This window comes from Stutzerimonas xanthomarina DSM 18231 (assembly GCF_900129835.1).
GTDB classification, from domain to species: domain Bacteria; phylum Pseudomonadota; class Gammaproteobacteria; order Pseudomonadales; family Pseudomonadaceae; genus Stutzerimonas; species Stutzerimonas xanthomarina.
In genome coordinates this window covers 497,116-515,417 of sequence record NZ_FQXA01000002.1, presented here as the reverse complement: position 1 = coordinate 515,417, position 18,302 = coordinate 497,116, and the positions used below count along the sequence as shown (strand labels likewise).

The following is an 18,302-nucleotide window of genomic DNA, read 5'->3' as shown; positions in this document are numbered from 1 at the left end:
CCGTGTAACGCTCGGTTCCATGCGCTCTGCGACAAAGGCAGCGGTCGTTTCTGCTGAACTTTTAAGGCCTCCGTTGGTTCGGAAAGAAACAGAGCGCTAGAAAGCCCGCAACGGGTTTTCCGCCGGTATAGCCAGCCCCGCCCGGAGCCAATCCCGAGTGGGCCGTTTTGCCGTTTCGCTACCATTTCGCTCAGGAGCCCCGTTCGATGACCGATGCAAAGCCCCATCCGGTGATTCACCCCCGACTTGAGCAGGCCTTGCGGATGCCGCGCATTGCTATTGAATCGACCCAACCCGTGTTGGAAGGGGGGCGATTTGCTGCAAAGGCGACCATCGGCCACCCGATCAACGTCACGAGCAAGATCTTCGCCGATGGGCACGACCAGCTCGCTGCGACCATCTGCTGGCGGACCAAGGATGAAACCACTTGGCGCCGCGCTCGGCTCAAGCTGATCGGTAACGACAGCTGGGAAGGGCAGTTCACACCGACGCAAGTCGCGTCGCATGAGTTCATGATCGAAGCCTGGTGGGATATCTACGAGACCTACCGTTACGAGCTTTCCAAGAAGCACACCGCAGGCGTTCCGGTGCAGCTTGAGCTGGAAGAAGGACGACTGCTGCTCGAGCGCGCCAGCCAACGCGCGCACGGCGAAACCAAGGCCATCATCGATGATCTGCTGCACCGCCTGAGCATGGCGCATCTGGACGATGAGCGCGTCTCGGTGATGCTGGCCAGTGAAACGGCCGCGGCGATGGCTGACGCCGACCCGCGTGAGCATTGCAGCCGGAGCGAGGTGTTTCCTGTCGAGGTTGAGCGCCCGCTTGCACTGTTTGCCAGCTGGTACGAGTTGTTCCCGCGCTCTGAAACCGATGATCCGAACCGTCACGGCACCTTTCACGACGTGCACAAGCGTTTGCCGTCGATCCGCGACATGGGCTTCGACGTCCTTTATTTCACGCCGATTCATCCCATCGGACGACAGCACCGCAAGGGACCGAACAACACGCTGCATGCCGGCCCCGATGATCCAGGCAGCCCCTATGCAATCGGTAGCGAAGCCGGCGGGCACGATGCGGTCCATCCTGAGCTTGGCACGCTCGACGACTTCCGCGCCCTGGTCGCCGCTGCCCGTGAGCACGGCCTGGAGATCGCTCTCGACTTCGCCATTCAGTGTTCACAGGATCACCCCTGGCTGCAGGAGCATCCGGGCTGGTTCTCCTGGCGACCGGACGGGACCATCCGCTATGCGGAAAACCCGCCGAAGAAGTACCAGGACATCGTCAACGTCGATTTCTATGCCGAGGACGCCATGCCCGATCTGTGGGTCGCGCTGCGCGACGTGATCTGGCACTGGGTCGAGCAGGGCGTGAAGATCTTCCGCGTCGACAACCCCCACACCAAGCCGCTGCCGTTCTGGGAATGGATGATTGCCGATATCCGCGAGCGCGACCCGGACGTGATGTTCCTCTCCGAGGCCTTTACCAAGCCGGCGATGATGGCGCGTCTGGGCAAGGTCGGCTTCAACCAGAGCTACACGTACTTCACCTGGCGCAACAACAAGGCGGAGCTCAGCGAGTACTTCAACGAGCTGAACGAGCATCCGCTACGCGACTGCTACCGTCCGAACTTCTTTGTCAATACACCGGACATCAATCCGTTTTTCCTGCATGACTCCGGGCGCGCGGGGTTTCTGATCCGTGCGGCGCTGGCGACCATGGGGTCCGGGTTGTGGGGTATGTACTCGGGGTTTGAACTGTGCGAGTCCGCCGCGATTCCGGGCAAGGAGGAGTATCTGGATTCAGAGAAGTATCAGATTCGGGTTCGGGATTATCACGCACCGGGCAACATCGTTGCGGAGATCGCTCAGCTCAACCGCATCCGTCGACAGAACCCGGCCTTGCAGACGCATCTCGGTTTCAAGGCGTACACGGCCCACAACGACAACATCTTCTTCTTCGGCAAGCGTACACCGGATCTCAAGAACTTCATTCTCGTCGCGATCAGCCTCGATCCGCACAACGCTCAGGAAGCGCATTTCGAGCTCCCGCTCTGGGAGCTGGGCCTGCCAGACGATGCAGAGACCCGCGGCGAAGACCTTATGAACGGGCATCGCTGGACCTGGTACGGCAAAACTCAGTGGATGCGCATCGAGCCGTGGCACTTGCCGTTTGGCATTTGGCGCATCAGCTCGGATGCCATGGATCCAGATTTAAAGTGATTTGTTAAGAAAGACATAAAAACGATACGTATCAGTTAGTTGTAAGCGCTAGATGATGTTGTTTATAGCCGGACTGACCTACTTTTGCGCCTCGGCTGGCTCCTGATATGGGCCAGCCGCGAGGCAGATAAAGGGAACGAGACCATGGCGAGAGCACGCAAACCTGCTGCCTTTATCAAGGATCCTCTTTGGTACAAGGATGCGGTGGTCTATCAGGTCCACCTGAAATCCTTTTTCGACTCCAACAACGACGGTGTAGGCGATTTTCAGGGGTTGATCGACAAGCTCGACTACATCGCCGACCTGGGGGTGAATACCGTCTGGCTGCTGCCGTTCTACCCGTCGCCGCGTCGTGATGACGGCTATGACATCGCCGAGTACCGCGGCGTGCACCCCGACTACGGCACCATGGCTGACGCCAGGCGCTTCATTGCCGAAGCGCACAAACGTGGCCTGCGTGTAATCACCGAGCTGGTCATCAACCACACCTCCGACCAACATCCGTGGTTCCAGCGAGCGCGCAAGGCGAAGAAGGGTTCCGCTGCGCGGGACTTCTACGTCTGGTCAGACACGGACAAAAAGTACGACGGTACACGGATCATCTTCCTCGATACCGAGGCGTCGAACTGGACCTGGGACCCGGTCGCCCAGCAGTACTTCTGGCACCGTTTCTACTCACACCAGCCGGACCTCAATTTCGACAATCCGCAGGTGATGAAGGCGGTTCTCAGCGTGATGCGCTACTGGCTGGACCTGGGAATCGACGGTCTGCGTCTGGATGCGATTCCCTACCTGGTCGAGCGCGACGGGACCAACAACGAGAACCTGCCGGAAACTCATGAAGTACTGAAAAAGGTTCGTGCCGAAATTGACGCCAACTACCCCGACCGCATGCTGCTGGCCGAAGCCAACCAGTGGCCGGAAGACACGCAGCTGTACTTCGGCGGTGAGGGTGGCGGGCTTGGCGACGAATGTCACATGGCGTTCCATTTCCCGCTGATGCCGCGCATGTACATGGCGCTCGCCCAGGAGGATCGCTTTCCAATTACGGACATCCTCCGTCAAACGCCAGACATCCCGGAAAACTGCCAGTGGGCGATTTTCCTGCGCAACCATGACGAGCTGACCCTCGAAATGGTGACCGACAAGGAACGCGACTACCTCTGGAATTACTACGCGTCGGACAAGCGCGCACGAATCAACCTTGGCATCCGCCGTCGCCTGGCGCCGTTGCTGGAGCGGGACCGCCGCAGAATCGAGCTGCTCAATAGCTTGCTGCTGTCGATGCCGGGCACGCCGGTGATTTATTACGGCGACGAAATCGGCATGGGGGACAACATTTTCCTCGGCGATCGCGACGGCGTTCGCACGCCGATGCAGTGGTCGCCGGACCGCAACGGCGGCTTCTCCCGCGCCGACCCGCCCAGCCTGGTGCTGCCGCCGCTCATGGACCCGCTGTATGGCTACCAGGCGATCAACGTCGAGGCTCAGCAGCGCGACCCGCATTCGCTGCTCAACTGGACGCGGCGGTTGCTTTCGATCCGCAAGCAATTCAAGGCATTCGGCCGCGGCACGCTGAAGATGCTTGCACCCAGCAATCGCCGGATTCTCGCGTACATCCGCGAGTTCACAACGGCAACGGGCGAGACGGAAGTGATCTTCTGCGTCGCCAACGTGTCGCGGTCGGCACAGGCTGCCGAGCTGGAGTTGTCTCACTACGCCGGGATGGTTCCGGTGGAAATGGTTGGCGGCAGCGCCTTCCCGCCGATTGGCCAACTTCCGTATCTGCTGACGTTGCCACCTTACGGCTTCTACTGGTTTCAGCTCGCAACCACTCACCAGATGCCCAGCTGGCACCAAGCACCGGTGGAAACCATGCCTGACTTTCAAACGCTGGTGCTTAAGCGCCTGGATACGCTTACCGTAGCCAACAAACGGATTCTGGAAACCGAGTCGCTGCCGGCGTATCTGCCGAAGCGGCGCTGGTTTGCCAGCAAGGATGCAGCGATCAGCTCGATCAAATTCTGCTACAGCGTGCCGTTTGGCGATCCACAACGCCCGGTATTGCTCAGTGAGATTGCAGTCGAGGCAGGCGGGCGTACCGATCTTTACCAGATGCCGCTGGGCTTCCTCGATGAAGGCGATTTCGACATCGCGCTTCCACAGCAACTGGCCATGGCGCGGGTTCGTCGCGGCCCGCAGGTGGGCCTGCTGACCGACGCGTTCGCGCTGAAGCAATTTGTCCTGGGGGTTATCCAGGGGCTGCGTGAGCAGCAGGTGCTGCCTTGTGGCGATGGCGAGATTCGTTTCCAGCCGATGGCGCAGCTGGCAGAGATCGAATTGTCTGCAGATGCGGAGGTGCGATACCTCACCGCCGAACAGTCCAACAGCTCGGCAATCATCGACAGCAGCATGATGATCAAGGTCCTGCGCCGCGTCTCGGCGGGGATGCACCCGGAACTGGAGATGGGCAGCTTCCTGACCGAGCAAGGCTTCACCCATATCTCGGCGATGTTGGGGCAGGTAAGCCGCTTCGACAAGAAGGGCGAGCAGTACGCCCTCATGGTGGTGCAGCGCTTCCTCGACAACCAAGGCGATGCCTGGGAATGGACGTTGAACACGCTGGACCGGGCCGTACGCGACGAGATTTCAGATGGTGTCTCGCTGCATGAAAACCAGTTCAGCGCGCTGGAGGAGTTGGAAGCCTTCAATCGCCTGCTCGGGCAGCGTCTCGGCGAAATGCACATGACCTTGGCAGTACCGACCGACAACCAGGCCTTTGCTGCCGAGCCGACCAATGCATCGGACGCCAAGGAATGGACGCAGCTGATATCCGGACAGGTCGAGCATGCGCTTGATCTGCTGCAGGCTCGCCGTGGCGATCTGGATCGCAAGGCAACCGCGCTGGTCGATCAGTTGCTTGGTCAACGAAAGGAGCTGCTAGCCGAGGTCAAACGGCTGGCCAACCGCACCCTTGGCGGTCTGCGGACCCGTGTCCATGGTGACCTGCACCTTGGGCAGGTACTTGTCGCGCAAGGTGATGCCTATTTCATCGACTTCGAGGGCGAACCAGCGCGCTCGCTCGAGGAACGGCGCAGCAAACTGAGCCCATTCAAGGACGTAGCCGGTGTGCTGCGTTCCTTTGAATACGCAACGGCCATGACCCTGCGCAACGCGCAGTCCAGCGACAGTTCGGAAGCGGCTGATCAGGCGCGCCGCAACATTTCCGATACCTATCAGCAAAGTGCACGTGCGGTCTTTTTGGAGGCTTATCGTGAGGCGACGGCCGAGTTGCCTCACGCCTGGAAGGACACCGCTGGAGCCGATGCGGCCCTGGCACTGTTCAGTCTGGAGAAAACAGCATATGAAGTGGCCTATGAGGCTGAGAACCGCCCGGCCTGGCTGTCCGTCCCGCTTCAGGGGCTGGCGACGCTGGCACAACAGATTTCCGATGGAGGTTCCCAATGATTGACCGTCCGGCCGTGACAATGCCCGGTGAAAACCTGCTGCCAACCGATGCCGACGTCGATGCGCTGGTGCGCGCCGAGCATGGCAATCCGTTTTCGATCCTTGGCCCGCATCCAGACGGCGATGGTCTGGTGGTGCGCGCCTACCTACCCAACGCGCTGGGTGTCGAGGTGCTCGAGCGTAGCGGCGGGCGTGTATTGGCCGCGATGGAGCAGGGCCAGGTGCCAGGCTTCTTCTTTACCCGGCTGACCAACCAACAGCCGTATTTGTTGAAAATTCGCTGGGCGAGCGGCGAGCAGCTCACTGAAGATCCGTTCAGCTTTGGTCCCCAACTCGGCGAAATGGACATGTACCTGTTTTCCGAGGGCAACCATCGGCAGATCGGCCGTGTATTTGGCGCTCAGCCCATGGAGGTCGAGGGCGTTCAGGGTGTCCGCTTCGCAGTGTGGGCGCCTAATGCGCGCCGCGTATCGGTCGTCGGCAGTTTCAACGGCTGGGACGGGCGTCGGCACCCCATGCGCCTGCGCTTTCCGTCAGGCGTCTGGGAGATCTTCATCCCGCGTTTGCAACCGGGCGATAAGTACAAGTACGAGATCCTTGGACCCAACGGGATTCTGCCGCTGAAGGCCGACCCGATTGCGCTGGCCACTGAACTCCCGCCGGGCACCGCATCGGTCATCTCGCACCCGCTCGAATACGAGTGGAAGGATGAGGACTGGCTGCAGCAGCGTGCAGCTCAACAATCGGTGAAAGCACCGATGACCATTTACGAGCTGCACGCAGGCTCCTGGCGCCGCGACGGTGGCGATGACGGCCGCCTGTACAACTGGCATGAGCTGGCCGAGCGGTTGATCCCGTATATCAAAGACCTGGGCTTCACCCATATTGAGCTGATGCCGATCATGGAGCACCCGTTCGGCGGTTCCTGGGGCTATCAACTGCTGTCGCAATTCGCGCCCAGTGCCCGCTACGGCAACGCCCATGACTTCGCCGCGTTCGTCGATGCCTGTCACGCTGCGGGCATCGGCGTGATTCTCGACTGGGTTCCGGCGCATTTCCCCACCGATGCCCACGGTTTGGGCGAGTTCGACGGCACCGCGCTATACGAATACGCGCACCCATTCGAGGGGTTCCATCAGGATTGGGATACCTACATCTACAACCTTGGTCGTACCGAGGTGCATGGCTTCATGCTCGCATCCGCCTTGCACTGGTTGCGTGAATTCCATGTCGATGCACTGCGCGTGGATGCGGTCGCTTCGATGCTCTACCGAGACTATTCACGCAAGGAAGGCGAGTGGATTCCCAACCGGCACGGCGGCAGGGAGAACCTCGAAGCGATCGACTTTCTGCGTCACCTGAACGATGTTGTAGCCACCGAAACGCCCGGTGCGCTGGTCATCGCGGAAGAGTCCACCGCTTTCCCAGGCGTGAGCAAACCGACGTCCGAGAACGGGTTGGGCTTTGCCTACAAATGGAACATGGGCTGGATGCACGACACGCTTCAATACATCCAGGAAGACCCGATCAACCGCCAATATCACCATGACAAGTTCACCTTCGGCATGGTCTACGCCTATTCGGAGCACTTCGTGCTGCCGATTTCCCATGACGAAGTGGTGCACGGCAAAGGCTCGTTGATCGACAAGATGCCCGGGGACCGTTGGCAGAAGTTCGCCAATCTCCGAGCCTATCTCGCCTTCATGTGGACGCATCCCGGCAAAAAGCTGCTGTTCATGGGCTCCGAGTTTGGCCAGTGGCGCGAGTGGAACCATGACCGCGAGCTCGATTGGCATCTGCTAGAAGAGGCCGATCACCGTGGCGTTCAGAATCTCGTGCGCGATCTCAACCACCTCTACAGCCATGAACCTGCGTTGTACGAGTTGGATTCCGAGCCGGCGGGCTTTCAGTGGCTGATTGGCGATGACCGTGCCAACAGCGTATTCGCTTGGTTGCGCAGGGGCTCAAGCGGCGACCCGCTGTTGATCGTCGGCAACTACACGCCGGTAGTCCGTGAGAGTTATCGCATTGGTGTGCCGGTTGACAGTCGCTGGGAGGAAATCTTCAACAGCGATGCCGAGTGCTATGGTGGCTCCAACGTGGGCAATGGCGGCGGCATCTTGACCGAGCAGATCGCGGCGCACGGGCAGGATGTTTCACTGGCACTGACACTACCGCCACTGGGTGTGATTATTCTTCGGCCCAGGTCTGGCTGATGCCGCCGAGCGGCGCCTGACCCCAGACGCCAGCCGCAAAAAAGCCGGAGCAATGAGCGCTCCGGCTTTTTATTGTCTGTTGCTATAGCAAGTTCAACCAGGCCGCCGACCGATCTCACGCTGCGGTGGGAGGGTGCTCTTCATGCGGGTCTTCATCTGAGCGCGCCTGGTCACGGGAGCGCAGCTTCTTCGCCCGTATTTCCAGTACCACGTAGATCATCGTGGCGAACACGAGCGGGATAAGGAAGTAAACCACCCGGTAGCCGATCAGCCCGGCCACGATGCTGGCCTGGCTGAGCTCGCCGCCGCCCAGCATCGCGACGAACACCGCCTCGATCACGCCCAGGCCAGCCGGGATATGGGCAATCACGCCGGCCACGCTGCTGATCATCAAAATGCCCAGCACAACGGGATAGGCCACCTGCTGCGACAACATGAAGTAGACCACCAGCGCCATCAGCGCCCAGTTGCATGCTCCAAGCAGCATCTGGACCACGGCCAGGCGCAGGCTCGGCAGATAGAGCTCGTGCGTGCGGATCGTCCAGTGACGCCGTTTGGAGAAGCCGCACGCCCATAGATAGATCGCCGAGGCCAGCAGCAGCCCGGCACCCAGCACACGCAGTGCGGTATGACCGATTTTCCAGTCATCGGGCGGCGTAATCCAGCCCAGCGCGAAGATCAACCCGGCCAGCCACAGGTAGCCGAGCCAGTTGGTCAGTACGCTCATGGTGAATACGCGGGTGATCTGCGAGGTGCGCAGACCAAAGCGGGAATAGAGTCGATAGCGCAGCGCGATACCTCCAACCCAGGCGCTCAGGTTGAGGTTGAAGGCATAACAGACGAAGGTCACCGGGACGATCTGTCGGATCGGCATATCGTGCTGTGCATAGCGTTTGCCGAGTACGTCAAAACAGCAATACACCGCATAGCTCACCGCGGTGGCTGCGCCGGCGAGCCACAGGGTTCTGGCACTGTAGTTGCGCAGCGTCTGGTAGACCTCACGCCAGTCGACGTTGCGCGCCAAACTGATCAAGAGCCCGGCGACGAGGATGAAGAAGCAGTAGGTCAGGATCTTCTTGATCAGCGGCCAACGGCGGCGCCACCCGCTCTGTGGCTGGTGGTGTCGCTCGGTCATTGATGATCTCGCTGCAAGGGGGCAGGGCTGGGTTCAAGTGGCTGCGGATCGAGCAGCTGCAACTTGGGTTTATGAGCCGGCAACAGTCCCACCCACTGAGGGAAGTGGCGCAGAAAGTGGAAGATGATGAAGGCCAGCGGCGCCCGCCACCAGTAGCCGCGGATGATGCGTTCCAACGGAATGCGCCGGCAGTCCTGTTGCAGCAGCCGGTCCAGGTTCTCGTGCAATTGGCGATTGAAATTGTGATCACGAATGATCAGGTTCGCCTCGAGATTGAGCGACAGGCTCAGGGGGTCGAGGTTGCTTGAGCCCACAGTGGACCATTCGTAATCGGCCAGGGCGACCTTGCCATGCAGCGGCCGGCGGCAGTATTCATGGATCTCGACACCGTCGCTCATCAGATAGTTGTAGAGCATGCGTGCGCCGAACTTGGCGATCGGCATGTCCGGTTCGCCCTGCAGAATCAACCGGACCCTGACGCCACGCCGCGCGGCGTTGCGGATTTCCCGCAGCACGCGGTAACCGGGGAAGAAATAGGCATTGGCGATTAGCAGGCGTGAACGGGCATCGCGGATCGCCTGCAGATAATGCTGCTCAATGTCGTTGCGATGGTCGTTGTTGTCGCGGGTAACGAACAGCGCACGCGCTTCGCCCCGGCTGACCCCGACAAAGCCGTTGCTCTGCGTTCGCATTCGCCGGTGCCACCATCGCCGGTTCGTTTGGGCAGGACCGATAGCGCTCAGTGCGAAGTGGTGGATGTCATGCACCACTGGACCTTCGACCCGCAGCGCGTAGTCCTGCTTCGCCGCAGGGCCAAAATCGCCTAGGTGATCTGCAGAAAAATTGATGCCTCCGATGAACGCAAGCTGGCCATCCACGACGACAATCTTGCGGTGCATGCGCCTGAATACATTGACGCGCTTGCCCAACAGCCGCTTGCCGGGATCGAACACATGGATGCGTACGCCTGCGCGGGCCATCGCCGCAGCAAAGTCACCGTCCAGGTCAGCCGAGCCATAGCCGTCCACGGTAACGTTCACGCTGACGCCGCGCTCCGCCGCCGCAATCAGTATCTGTTGCAGCTCCTGCCCGACCTTATCCTTGAAGAAGATGAAGGTTTCCAGCAGGACTTCCTTTTCCGCGGCCGCAATGGCCTCGAACACAGCGGGGAAGAATTCCTCGCCGTTCTCCAGCAACTGAAGACGATTCCCGTCTCTCCAGTGAAAATTCATAGGTGTATCTCCACCGCCAAGGGCAGATGATCGGACAAGTGCGTCCAGGGTTTGTTGCCCAGTATTCGCGCTTTGTGGCTCGTGGCATTTCGCACATAGATGCGATCCAGGCGCAGCACGGGCCAGCGTGCGGGGAAGGTTTTGGCGACCTTGCCCTGTGCTACCGCGAACACCTCATGCATGCCAGCGCAGCGATCCAGCACCTGAGCGCCCTTCAGGCGCCAGTCATTGAAGTCCCCGGCGACGACGACGGGGGCATCTGCTGGCAGCGAGTCGAGGAGGTCACAGAGGAGGCGCAGTTGCTGCTGACGATGGGCTTCACGCAAACCGAGATGAACGCAAATGGCATGAAACTCGTCATGCCCAGGCACCTGCAGCACGCTATGCAACAGGCCGCGCCTTTCCGGCCCCGCAATGGAGATGTCGAGGTTCTCGTAGCGCGTGATAGGGAATTTCGACAGCAGCGCGTTGCCGTGATCACCGTCCGGGTAGACGGCGTTGCGACCATAGGCGAAATCGGTCCAGATGCTGTCGGCCAGGAACTCGTACTGCGACATATTGGGCCAGTCGTGAAAGCGCAATGCGTGTTTTTCATGCGTGCCGAGTACTTCCTGCAGGAACACGACATCGGCCGATACGGCTCTGACCGCCTCACGCAACTCCGGCAAGATGAACCGCCGGTTAAGGGCGGTGAAGCCCTTGTGGGTGTTCACGGTCAGCAGGCGGACCGTGTTGACCGCAGTCGACATGTGCGCATCGAGGTCGCTGCTGTCGAGGGGGTGGGTCTTGTCCAGATTCACGCCAATGCTCCTTCCAACTGGCCTGGAGTGGTTTCCAGGTCTTTATCCAGTCCGAGCCGGCGCAACAACTGTCGCGCATCGTACGGCGCCCGGACCTTTACATCGTTATCGAAATAGCGGTAGACGGCGCGTTGCTTGCGCACCGGTGGTTTGGTGTCGCTGATCAGATGCGCGTCGTCAGGCTGGCTGCCGTTGTTCCAAAGGGTGATGCGCTGGGCCCAATTATTCAGCGCCTCATCGGTGTAACCGCTGGTGTAGAGCTGTTCGGCACCATGAAGGCGGATGTAGACGAAATCGCTGGTGAGGTCTTCTCGATAGGGCCACTTGCCCGCCGTATCGGCCACGACCAGCGCGACCTTGTACTTGCGCAGCAGCGCTACGAACGCCGGGTCGACAAAGCTCTCGTTACGTATTTCGACCGCATGCCGAAGGCGACGTTTGCGATCAATCTGCAGATAACTGCGTCCCTCCATGCGCGCTTCGCAGCCCTTGGCCATTTCCAGCGCGGCTTCGGTGTCATGCGGCAGCAGGGCGAGGAAAGTTTCGAAACGCTCTGGTTCGAACTTGAACGAAGGTGGGAACTGCCAAAGCATCGGTCCGAGCTTGTCCTTGAGCGCAAGAACACCGGAGGCGAGAAAGTTCGCAATGGGTTTCTCTACATCCCGCAGGCGCAGCACATGGGTGATGTAGCGAGGCGCCTTGACGCTGAAAACGAAGCCCGCGGGCGTCTCGTCATACCAGCCGGCGTAGAGTTCTGGCTTCTGCAGCGAGTAGAACGAGCCGTTGATCTCGATGCTGCTCACGGCGCGCGAGGCGAACTTCAGCTCGTTCTTCTGGACGAGTCCCTTGGGGTAGAAGTCGCCTCGCCAGGGTGTGTAGCGCCAGCCGGAAATGCCTATATGGATGGCTGCCATCGCTTGCTCCGGTGGCCTAGCGGGGGCTTTGCATGCTGGTTGGGTCGCTGGCAGGGAAGGTGTCGGCAATGGCCTCGTCGACCAGTGCTTCCTTCGAGCCGGAAACCTCCGAACCCTCGCGCTGAGGCTTCAGCTCGACCTTGATCCAACCGCCCTCGCGCCGATCGAACGCTTCGAATGCGGCGATGACATCGCTCATCGGCTTGACCTGCGTGAGAATCTTCGTCGGGTCGATACGTCGCGCCTGGATCATCTCGATCAGCCGCGGGATGTACTTGCGGTGGTGACAGTTACCCATGTTCATGGTGATGTTCTTGTTCATCGCCTTTCCGATAGGGAAGGTCATGGCATCCGGTGGATACACGCCGATAATCGACAGGGTGCCGGCCTTCGCCAGACACTCCACACCCCATTCCAGCACCTGGGACGGACCGTCGCCCGGCTGCCACTTGGCGTTCTGGTCGAGGTTCGTACCGTCGGCAGGTTTGCCACCGCAGCAACCGTGTTCCGCATCGACGCCCACGGCGTCAATCACGCGGTCGACGCCAATCCCGCCGGTCAGCCTCTTAAGCGTTTCGATCGGGTCTTCGCGATTGAAGTCGATGATCTCCGCACCCTGGCGCTGGGCCATGCGCAAACGGTCATCAAACTGATCGATGGCAAAGACGCGCCCGGCACCCAGCAATTTGGCGCTGGCAATGGCGAATTGGCCGACCGGGCCGCAACCGAACACCGCTACCGTGTCGCCGGCTTTGATCTCGGCCATCTCCGCGCCGAAATAGCCGGTTGGGAAAATGTCCGAGAGCAGGATTGCCTGGTCATCACTGATTTCCGGTGGCAGCTTCACCAGGCCGATGTTGGCGAAGGGAATGCGCGCCTTTTCGGCTTGCAGGCCGTTGAACGGACCGGTTGCGGCCGGGCCACCGAAGAACGAAGTGCCCGCTTCCTTGCCGTTGGGGTTGGCCACGTCGCACTGAGCAAAATAGCCGGAGCGGCAGTACGAGCAGTTGCCGCAAGCGATGGTCGAGGGAACCACCACACGATCGCCGATTTGCAGGTTGCGCACATCGTCGCCGAGCTCTTCAACAATGCCGACTGCTTCGTGGCCAAGAATGGTGCCGGGCTTCATGCCGCTGAAGGTGCCGCGCACGAAGTGCAGATCCGTTCCGCAGATGGCTGAGGCAGTGATGCGCACAATGGCGTCGGTCGGGGCTTCGATCTTGGGGTCGGGTACGTCTTCGAGGCGTATGTCGCCGACATCGTGATAGACAACAGCTTTCATGGGCGTCTCCATAAACGGTCCAATCGCGCCTGGCCGGGCTTCGATTGGTCTGAATGAATGGTGAGTGACATCCTGCAGATCAGCCGAGCTGGGACAGCTGGACTGAAAAATCCTTGGGTGCGCCTGGCCTTTATAGGCGGGGCGACGCGGCACGCTGCTGGTGCAACCTGCTCCTTTCATTCGGACTGACGGTGGCTTGCCCGGTTCATCTTTTTTTCCGCTGCGCCGCCGCCGCGGCCGCTCAGCATCGGTATTTGGTGTTTATTCAGCCCTTGGTCACCGACGGCGGCTGCCACCGGCGCCGCGCCGTTATTGGCGACCAGGTTGCCCTGAACGGGCACGCGGAACTCTCCGGCCGGGCCATTCCCGACCGCCCAGCAGGTCCGACAGGCTATAACCCAGGCAATTATCCTGCGACAGATCGCTCACCCGCCTTGGCACGCCATGCCGGGGCAGGTAACCGGGCGAGGCGTACACCCACATCGGGCAATCTGTCAGGCGGCGGGCCTGCAACGAACTGTCGGTGAGGCGGCCGATTCGCACCGCCATGTCTCAGCTGTTAGCGATAAGGTCAACCTGGCTGATCCATACTGTGCATCCACCTGCTCAAGATGACGATGCCATGAATGAACACACGACCATCACGCCACAAACTCGGATGCCAACGCTGTTCGTGCCGCACGGTGCCGGCCCTTGTTTTTTCATGGAATGGAACCCGATCGATGCCTGGGATGCGATGGCTGCCTTTCTCCGATCGGTCGGCGCAACCTTGCCGCAGCGTCCCCGTGCGATTGTGTTGATCTCCGGGCATTGGCTGGAGCCCCGCGTCATGGTCACCGCGAACGCACGCCCCGGCCTCATCTATGACTACAACGGATTTCCCGCGCACACCTACGCCTTGGAGTACCCGGCACCAGGCGATCCGACGCTGGCGGCACGGCTGGTCAAGTTGCTTGGTGAGGCTGGCATTGCGGCGGGCGAGGACGGGCAGCGCGGCTACGACCACGGCACCTTCATCCCGCTAAAGCTGATGTTTGCCGAGGCAGACGTGCCGGTGGTGCAGCTGTCGCTGCAACGCGATCTGGACGCGGCGACCCATCTCGCTATTGGTCGCGCCATCGCCGCGCTGCGTGACGAAGGCGTGTTGATCGTCGGGAGCGGCATGAGTTTCCACAACATGCGTGGCTATGGCGATCCGCGGTTTGCGCCGATTTCGGATGAGTTCGATCAATGGTTGACCGACGCCGTCAGCGCCCCGCCCCCGGATCGTGAGGTGCTGCTGCAGGGTTGGGAGCAGGCGCCTTCGGCGCGGCTTTGTCATCCGCCCCGTGGTGAAGAACACCTACTGCCGCTGATGGTGGCGGCCGGTGCTGCGGCGGACGGGGCGGGGCGCAAGGTATTCACCGATCGCGTCATGCATACGACGCTGTCGGCGTACCGGTTTGATTGATTAACTAGCCCATTCAGAAAAGAGGTCTCTCATGCTCAGCTCCACCGTACAGATCCAGACCACTGATCCGAGCCGTCTGATCCGGCGTCTTTGCAAACATTGGAGCCATAAGTTCGAGGTGGACTTCGATGACCAGCACGGCCGTATCGCCTTGGGCGATACTCAGTGCTCGCTGACGGCAGGAGAAAACAGCCTGACCGCGACCTTGCAGACCGCGGACGAGGAACAGCTGACGCGGGAAGGCGTTGTGGCTGACCACCTGCAGCGCATGTCAGCCGACGAGACGTTCAAATTTGCCTGGCAGCGCTGAACCGCTGTCGCGGTCAGTTGTTGCTGGCGAAGTTCGGCAGCGTACTGACCGGTTGTGAAAATCGGAAAGGAATCGACAGCATCGAGTCGCCATAAGCTTTCTGAACGACGAAATGCAGGTGCGGCCCAGTGCTACGACCGGTATTGCCGGACTGGCCAAGCAGACTGCCGACCTTTACCTGTTGCCCTGCTTTAACCTTCACTGAACCGCGCCTCAGGTGCAGGTATGCGCTATGCGTGCCGTCGTCGTGCAGGATTCGCACGTAGTTGCCAGCGGGGTTGGGCATCCGCCCGTGCTGCCCATCACGCGCCTTCAACACCGTTCCCGCACGCGCCGCCACGATGGGTGTGCCCTCCGGCATGGCGATATCGATCGCGTAACGGCCCTTGGGCGAGGTGTGGCTATAGTCACCGCCAGCGCCCTGCGAAATGGAGAACGGTCCGCCTTTCCAGGGGAGGGCATAGGCATAACCGCCGACGGAACCCTTTTTGCCCGGCTCAGGTGAATAGATCAGCGAGTAGCTGAACGAGTGCTGGTACATCAATGGATAGCCGGGTTGGCGCTTGCGCAACGTGGCGACGCGCATACGGGTCCGTGCTGGCACTGTCTTGCGGACCAGGCCTTTGCCAACACCAGTGACGTTGACCATGTGCGTCAGGCGCAGCACGACTTCGACCGGAACGTCGGTATCGTTGCGTACGTCCATCGCTTTGCCCGAGCCGACACGGTTGACGAACAGCTTTACGGTGCCCGGTTTGGCAGCAGGCAGCGTCGCATTGCTGATAGTGCCACTGGCGAGCAAGGGCAGGGCAACGATGGAGCCGAAGGTCAGCAGAACGAAAGAAATGATCAGCCGAGTGAGATGCATAAAGAGGTGATCCGTCACGGAAGGGACACTCTCTGCCCGCGACTGGCAGGAACAAATCCGTAGGTTCATGAACGTCGCGCTGTGGGTTGGGACTGGAGGTGGTTGGTGGGGTTCCATACCGCACGTCGAGTTCAAACGAACGGTTGAGTGCTGGTGGTTGTTGTCCTGCAGGAACAAAAAAGCCCCGGAGACCGGGGCTTTGAACGCAACTGTTGTCAGGTCGGTGCCTGCTTGCCCGCTATTCCTCTTCCTTGATCAGCTCGAACAGCAACAGCGAGCGGCCGGTGAGGGCGTACTCGTTGTTGAAGTCGAAACGCTCGGATCGGGCGTTGGGGTTGTTGGTATCAATCAGGCGGTTCCAATAGATGCCCTGAGGCACCTCGGGTAGTGCGAAATTGACCACATCATGATGAGCATTGACGATGATCAGCAGCGTCGCGTCCGAGCCGGTCTTGCGGATACCGGTGGGCTGCGCCCGACCATCGAGCAGCATGCCCATGCACCGGTTGTTGCCGTCTTCCCAGTGCTCGATGGTCATCTCCTCGCCGTGTGGTGCCAGCCAGGTCACATCCTTGACGCCCAGCTCTTCGTTATAGGCGCCGACGAGGAAGCGTCCACGACGCAGCATCGGGTAGCGCTGACGCAACCGGATCAGCTTGCGCACGAAGGCCTGCAGCGCGCGGCCATCCTCGGAGATATCCCAGTTGACCCAGCCGATTTCGCTGTCCTGGCAGTAGGCATTGTTGTTGCCGTTCTGGGTGCGTGCGAACTCGTCACCGGCGACGATCATCGGCGTGCCCTGTGAGAACAAAAGGGTGCCGAAGAAGTTACGCATCTGCCGGAAGCGCAGTTCGTTGATCTCCGGATCGTCGGTCGAGCCTTCCGCACCATGGTTCCAGGAGATGTTGTTGTTGCTGCCGTCGCGGTTGTCTTCGTCATTGGCCTCGTTGTGCTTGTCGTTATACGACACGAGGTCATTCAGGGTGAAGCCGTCATGTGCAGTGATGAAGTTCACCGAGCTGAACGGGCGGCGGCCACGCTGATTGAACAGGTCGCCGGAACCGGTCAGGCGCGCCGCAAAGTCCGGCAGCTGATCGCCATCGCCTTTCCAGAACGCGCGCACGGTGTCGCGATACTGGTCGTTCCATTCGGCCCAACCGGGCGGGAAGCCACCGACCTGATAACCGCCGGGGCCACAGTCCCAGGGTTCGGCGATGAGTTTGGTCTTGGCCAGCACCGGGTCCTGACGGCAGGCGACGAGGAAACCGTGGCGCTCGTCATACCCGTCGTGCTCGCGGCCGAGAATGGTCGCCAGGTCGAAGCGGAAGCCATCGACGTGCATTTCTTCGGCCCAGTAGCGCAGGGAGTCGGTGACCATTTGCAGGACACAGGGGTGACTCATGTCCAACGTGTTGCCGGTTCCGGAATCGTTGATGTAGTAACGCTTCTCGTCGGGCATCAGCCGGTAGTAGGAGGCGTTATCGATGCCACGCATGGAAAGCGTTGGGCCCAGCTCGTTGCCTTCGGCGGTGTGGTTGTAGACCACGTCGAGGATGACTTCGAGATCCGCGTTGTGCAGGTGCGCGACCATTTCCTTGAATTCGCTGATCTTCCCGCTCGCCAAATATTTCGGATGCGGCGCGAAGAAAGCGATGCTGTTGTAGCCCCAGTAGTTGCTCATCCCTTTTTCAAGCAGATGCTGATCCTGCACGAAGCCGTGGATCGGCAGAAACTCGATGGAGGACACGCCGAGCTTGCGCACGTAATCGATCACCTCCGGCGTTTTGAAGCCGCCAAAGGTGCCGCGCATGTCCTCGGGTACTGCCGGGTGCTGCATGGTGAACCCACGCACGTGGGTTTCGTAGATGATCGTGCGATCCCAGGGCACCTGTACCGGGCGGTCGTGCCCCCAGGTGAAAGCGGGGTCGATGATCTTGGACTTTGGCACGAAGGGCGCACTGTCGCGCTCGTCATAGCTCAGGTCCGCGTCGGCGTGGCCGATGGTGTAGCCGAACAGTGCCTCGGACCACTTAAGCCCGCCGACCAGTTGCTTGGCATAGGGATCGATCAGCAGCTTATTCGGGTTGAAGCGGTGTCCGGCATCCGGCGCATATGGGCCATGCACGCGGTAGCCATAGATCTGCCCTGGATGGGCATCGGGCAGGTAACCGTGCCAGATTTCGTCAGTGTATTCGGGCAGCTCGATGCGCTCGAGCTCGGTTTCGCCATCGGCATCGAACAGACACAGCTCAACCTTGGTGGCGTTCGCGGAAAAGATCGCGAAGTTAACCCCTAATCCGTCCCAGGTGGCGCCAAGCGGGAAGGGCTGTCCTTCGCGAATACGCGAAGGCACCAGAATTTGAGGCGCCGCAGGTTTGTTTCTACGCATGAAATCTCCGATGGCAACT

Annotated in this window: 12 protein-coding genes and 1 pseudogene; 5 read left to right on the top strand and 8 right to left on the bottom strand. The window is 60.5% G+C overall.

Annotated features, from left to right (window positions below; translation table 11 throughout):
* Positions 1-206: 206 nt before the first annotated feature.
* The 3 genes from BUE09_RS06725 (at position 207) to glgB (ending at position 7,903) form a co-directional block, all read left to right on the top strand.
* Complete coding sequence (locus tag BUE09_RS06725; RefSeq protein ID WP_073299917.1) at positions 207-2,219, top strand: alpha-1,4-glucan--maltose-1-phosphate maltosyltransferase; 2,013 nt, start codon at positions 207-209, stop codon at positions 2,217-2,219.
* A gap of 144 nt (positions 2,220-2,363) precedes the next feature.
* Positions 2,364-5,687, top strand: coding sequence for a maltose alpha-D-glucosyltransferase (gene treS, locus BUE09_RS06720; RefSeq protein ID WP_073299916.1), 3,324 nt, complete (start codon positions 2,364-2,366; stop codon positions 5,685-5,687).
* Positions 5,684-7,903 carry a 1,4-alpha-glucan branching protein GlgB gene (glgB, locus tag BUE09_RS06715; RefSeq protein ID WP_073299915.1) on the top strand — a complete coding sequence of 740 codons (2,220 nt, stop codon included), beginning with the start codon at positions 5,684-5,686 and terminating at the stop codon, positions 7,901-7,903. Before treS ends, glgB begins: the two co-directional genes overlap by 4 nt.
* Positions 7,904-8,018: 115 nt before the next feature.
* Here the strand turns inward: glgB and BUE09_RS06710 are convergent, their stop codons facing one another.
* The 6 genes and pseudogenes from BUE09_RS06710 to BUE09_RS20010 form a co-directional block, all read right to left on the bottom strand.
* On the bottom strand, positions 8,019-9,038 hold the full coding sequence (locus BUE09_RS06710; RefSeq protein WP_073299914.1) for a lysylphosphatidylglycerol synthase domain-containing protein: 1,020 nt from the start codon (positions 9,036-9,038) through the stop codon (positions 8,019-8,021).
* On the bottom strand, positions 9,035-10,270 hold the full coding sequence (clsB, locus tag BUE09_RS06705) for a cardiolipin synthase ClsB (RefSeq protein WP_073299913.1): 1,236 nt from the start codon (positions 10,268-10,270) through the stop codon (positions 9,035-9,037). Before clsB ends, BUE09_RS06710 begins: the two co-directional genes overlap by 4 nt.
* Positions 10,267-11,070, bottom strand: a complete 804-nt coding sequence (locus BUE09_RS06700; RefSeq protein WP_073299912.1) for an endonuclease/exonuclease/phosphatase family protein — start codon at positions 11,068-11,070, stop codon at positions 10,267-10,269. The genes clsB and BUE09_RS06700 overlap by 4 nt, the downstream gene beginning before the upstream one ends.
* The gene (locus BUE09_RS06695; RefSeq protein ID WP_073299911.1) at positions 11,067-11,984 is read right to left on the bottom strand and encodes a DUF72 domain-containing protein; all 918 of its coding nucleotides are present in this window, start codon (positions 11,982-11,984) and stop codon (positions 11,067-11,069) included. Before BUE09_RS06695 ends, BUE09_RS06700 begins: the two co-directional genes overlap by 4 nt.
* A gap of 16 nt (positions 11,985-12,000) precedes the next feature.
* Positions 12,001-13,266, bottom strand: a complete 1,266-nt coding sequence (locus BUE09_RS06690; protein WP_073299910.1) for a zinc-dependent alcohol dehydrogenase — start codon at positions 13,264-13,266, stop codon at positions 12,001-12,003.
* Positions 13,267-13,532: 266 nt separating this feature from the next.
* Positions 13,533-13,818 (bottom strand): annotated as a pseudogene (locus BUE09_RS20010) (LysR substrate-binding domain-containing protein); the annotation flags it as partial.
* A 70-nt stretch (positions 13,819-13,888) separates the two neighbouring features.
* Between BUE09_RS20010 and BUE09_RS06680 the strand changes: the two are divergent.
* Together BUE09_RS06680 and BUE09_RS06675 are read left to right on the top strand one after the other, a co-directional pair.
* Positions 13,889-14,716, top strand: coding sequence for a DODA-type extradiol aromatic ring-opening family dioxygenase (locus BUE09_RS06680; protein ID WP_073299908.1), 828 nt, complete (start codon positions 13,889-13,891; stop codon positions 14,714-14,716).
* Positions 14,717-14,747: 31 nt separating this feature from the next.
* Positions 14,748-15,026 (top strand): DUF2218 domain-containing protein, encoded by a 279-nt coding sequence (locus tag BUE09_RS06675; RefSeq protein WP_073299907.1) that lies wholly within the window; start codon positions 14,748-14,750, stop codon positions 15,024-15,026.
* 13 nt (positions 15,027-15,039) lie between these two features.
* Here the strand turns inward: BUE09_RS06675 and BUE09_RS06670 are convergent, their stop codons facing one another.
* Entirely contained in the window at positions 15,040-15,894 is an 855-nt protein-coding gene (locus tag BUE09_RS06670) for a M23 family metallopeptidase (protein ID WP_073299906.1), read from the bottom strand.
* A 238-nt stretch (positions 15,895-16,132) separates the two neighbouring features.
* Positions 16,133-18,283 (bottom strand): glycogen debranching protein GlgX, encoded by a 2,151-nt coding sequence (gene glgX / locus BUE09_RS06665; protein ID WP_073299905.1) that lies wholly within the window; start codon positions 18,281-18,283, stop codon positions 16,133-16,135.
* Positions 18,284-18,302 lie beyond the last annotated feature (19 nt).

What these genes read in the sequence shown, in the direction of transcription:
- BUE09_RS06725 (WP_073299917.1), top strand. Translation starts at nt 207, where the DNA reads ATGACCGATGCAAAGCCCCATCCGGTGATTCACCCCCGACTTGAGCAG.
- treS (WP_073299916.1), top strand. Translation starts at nt 2,364, where the DNA reads ATGGCGAGAGCACGCAAACCTGCTGCCTTTATCAAGGATCCTCTTTGG.
- glgB (WP_073299915.1), top strand. Translation starts at nt 5,684, where the DNA reads ATGATTGACCGTCCGGCCGTGACAATGCCCGGTGAAAACCTGCTGCCA.
- BUE09_RS06710 (WP_073299914.1), bottom strand. Translation starts at nt 9,038, where the DNA reads ATGACCGAGCGACACCACCAGCCACAGAGCGGGTGGCGCCGCCGTTGG.
- clsB (WP_073299913.1), bottom strand. Translation starts at nt 10,270, where the DNA reads ATGAATTTTCACTGGAGAGACGGGAATCGTCTTCAGTTGCTGGAGAAC.
- BUE09_RS06695 (WP_073299911.1), bottom strand. Translation starts at nt 11,984, where the DNA reads ATGGCAGCCATCCATATAGGCATTTCCGGCTGGCGCTACACACCCTGG.
- BUE09_RS06690 (WP_073299910.1), bottom strand. Translation starts at nt 13,266, where the DNA reads ATGAAAGCTGTTGTCTATCACGATGTCGGCGACATACGCCTCGAAGAC.
- BUE09_RS06680 (WP_073299908.1), top strand. Translation starts at nt 13,889, where the DNA reads ATGAATGAACACACGACCATCACGCCACAAACTCGGATGCCAACGCTG.
- BUE09_RS06675 (WP_073299907.1), top strand. Translation starts at nt 14,748, where the DNA reads ATGCTCAGCTCCACCGTACAGATCCAGACCACTGATCCGAGCCGTCTG.
- BUE09_RS06670 (WP_073299906.1), bottom strand. Translation starts at nt 15,894, where the DNA reads ATGCATCTCACTCGGCTGATCATTTCTTTCGTTCTGCTGACCTTCGGC.
- glgX (WP_073299905.1), bottom strand. Translation starts at nt 18,283, where the DNA reads ATGCGTAGAAACAAACCTGCGGCGCCTCAAATTCTGGTGCCTTCGCGT.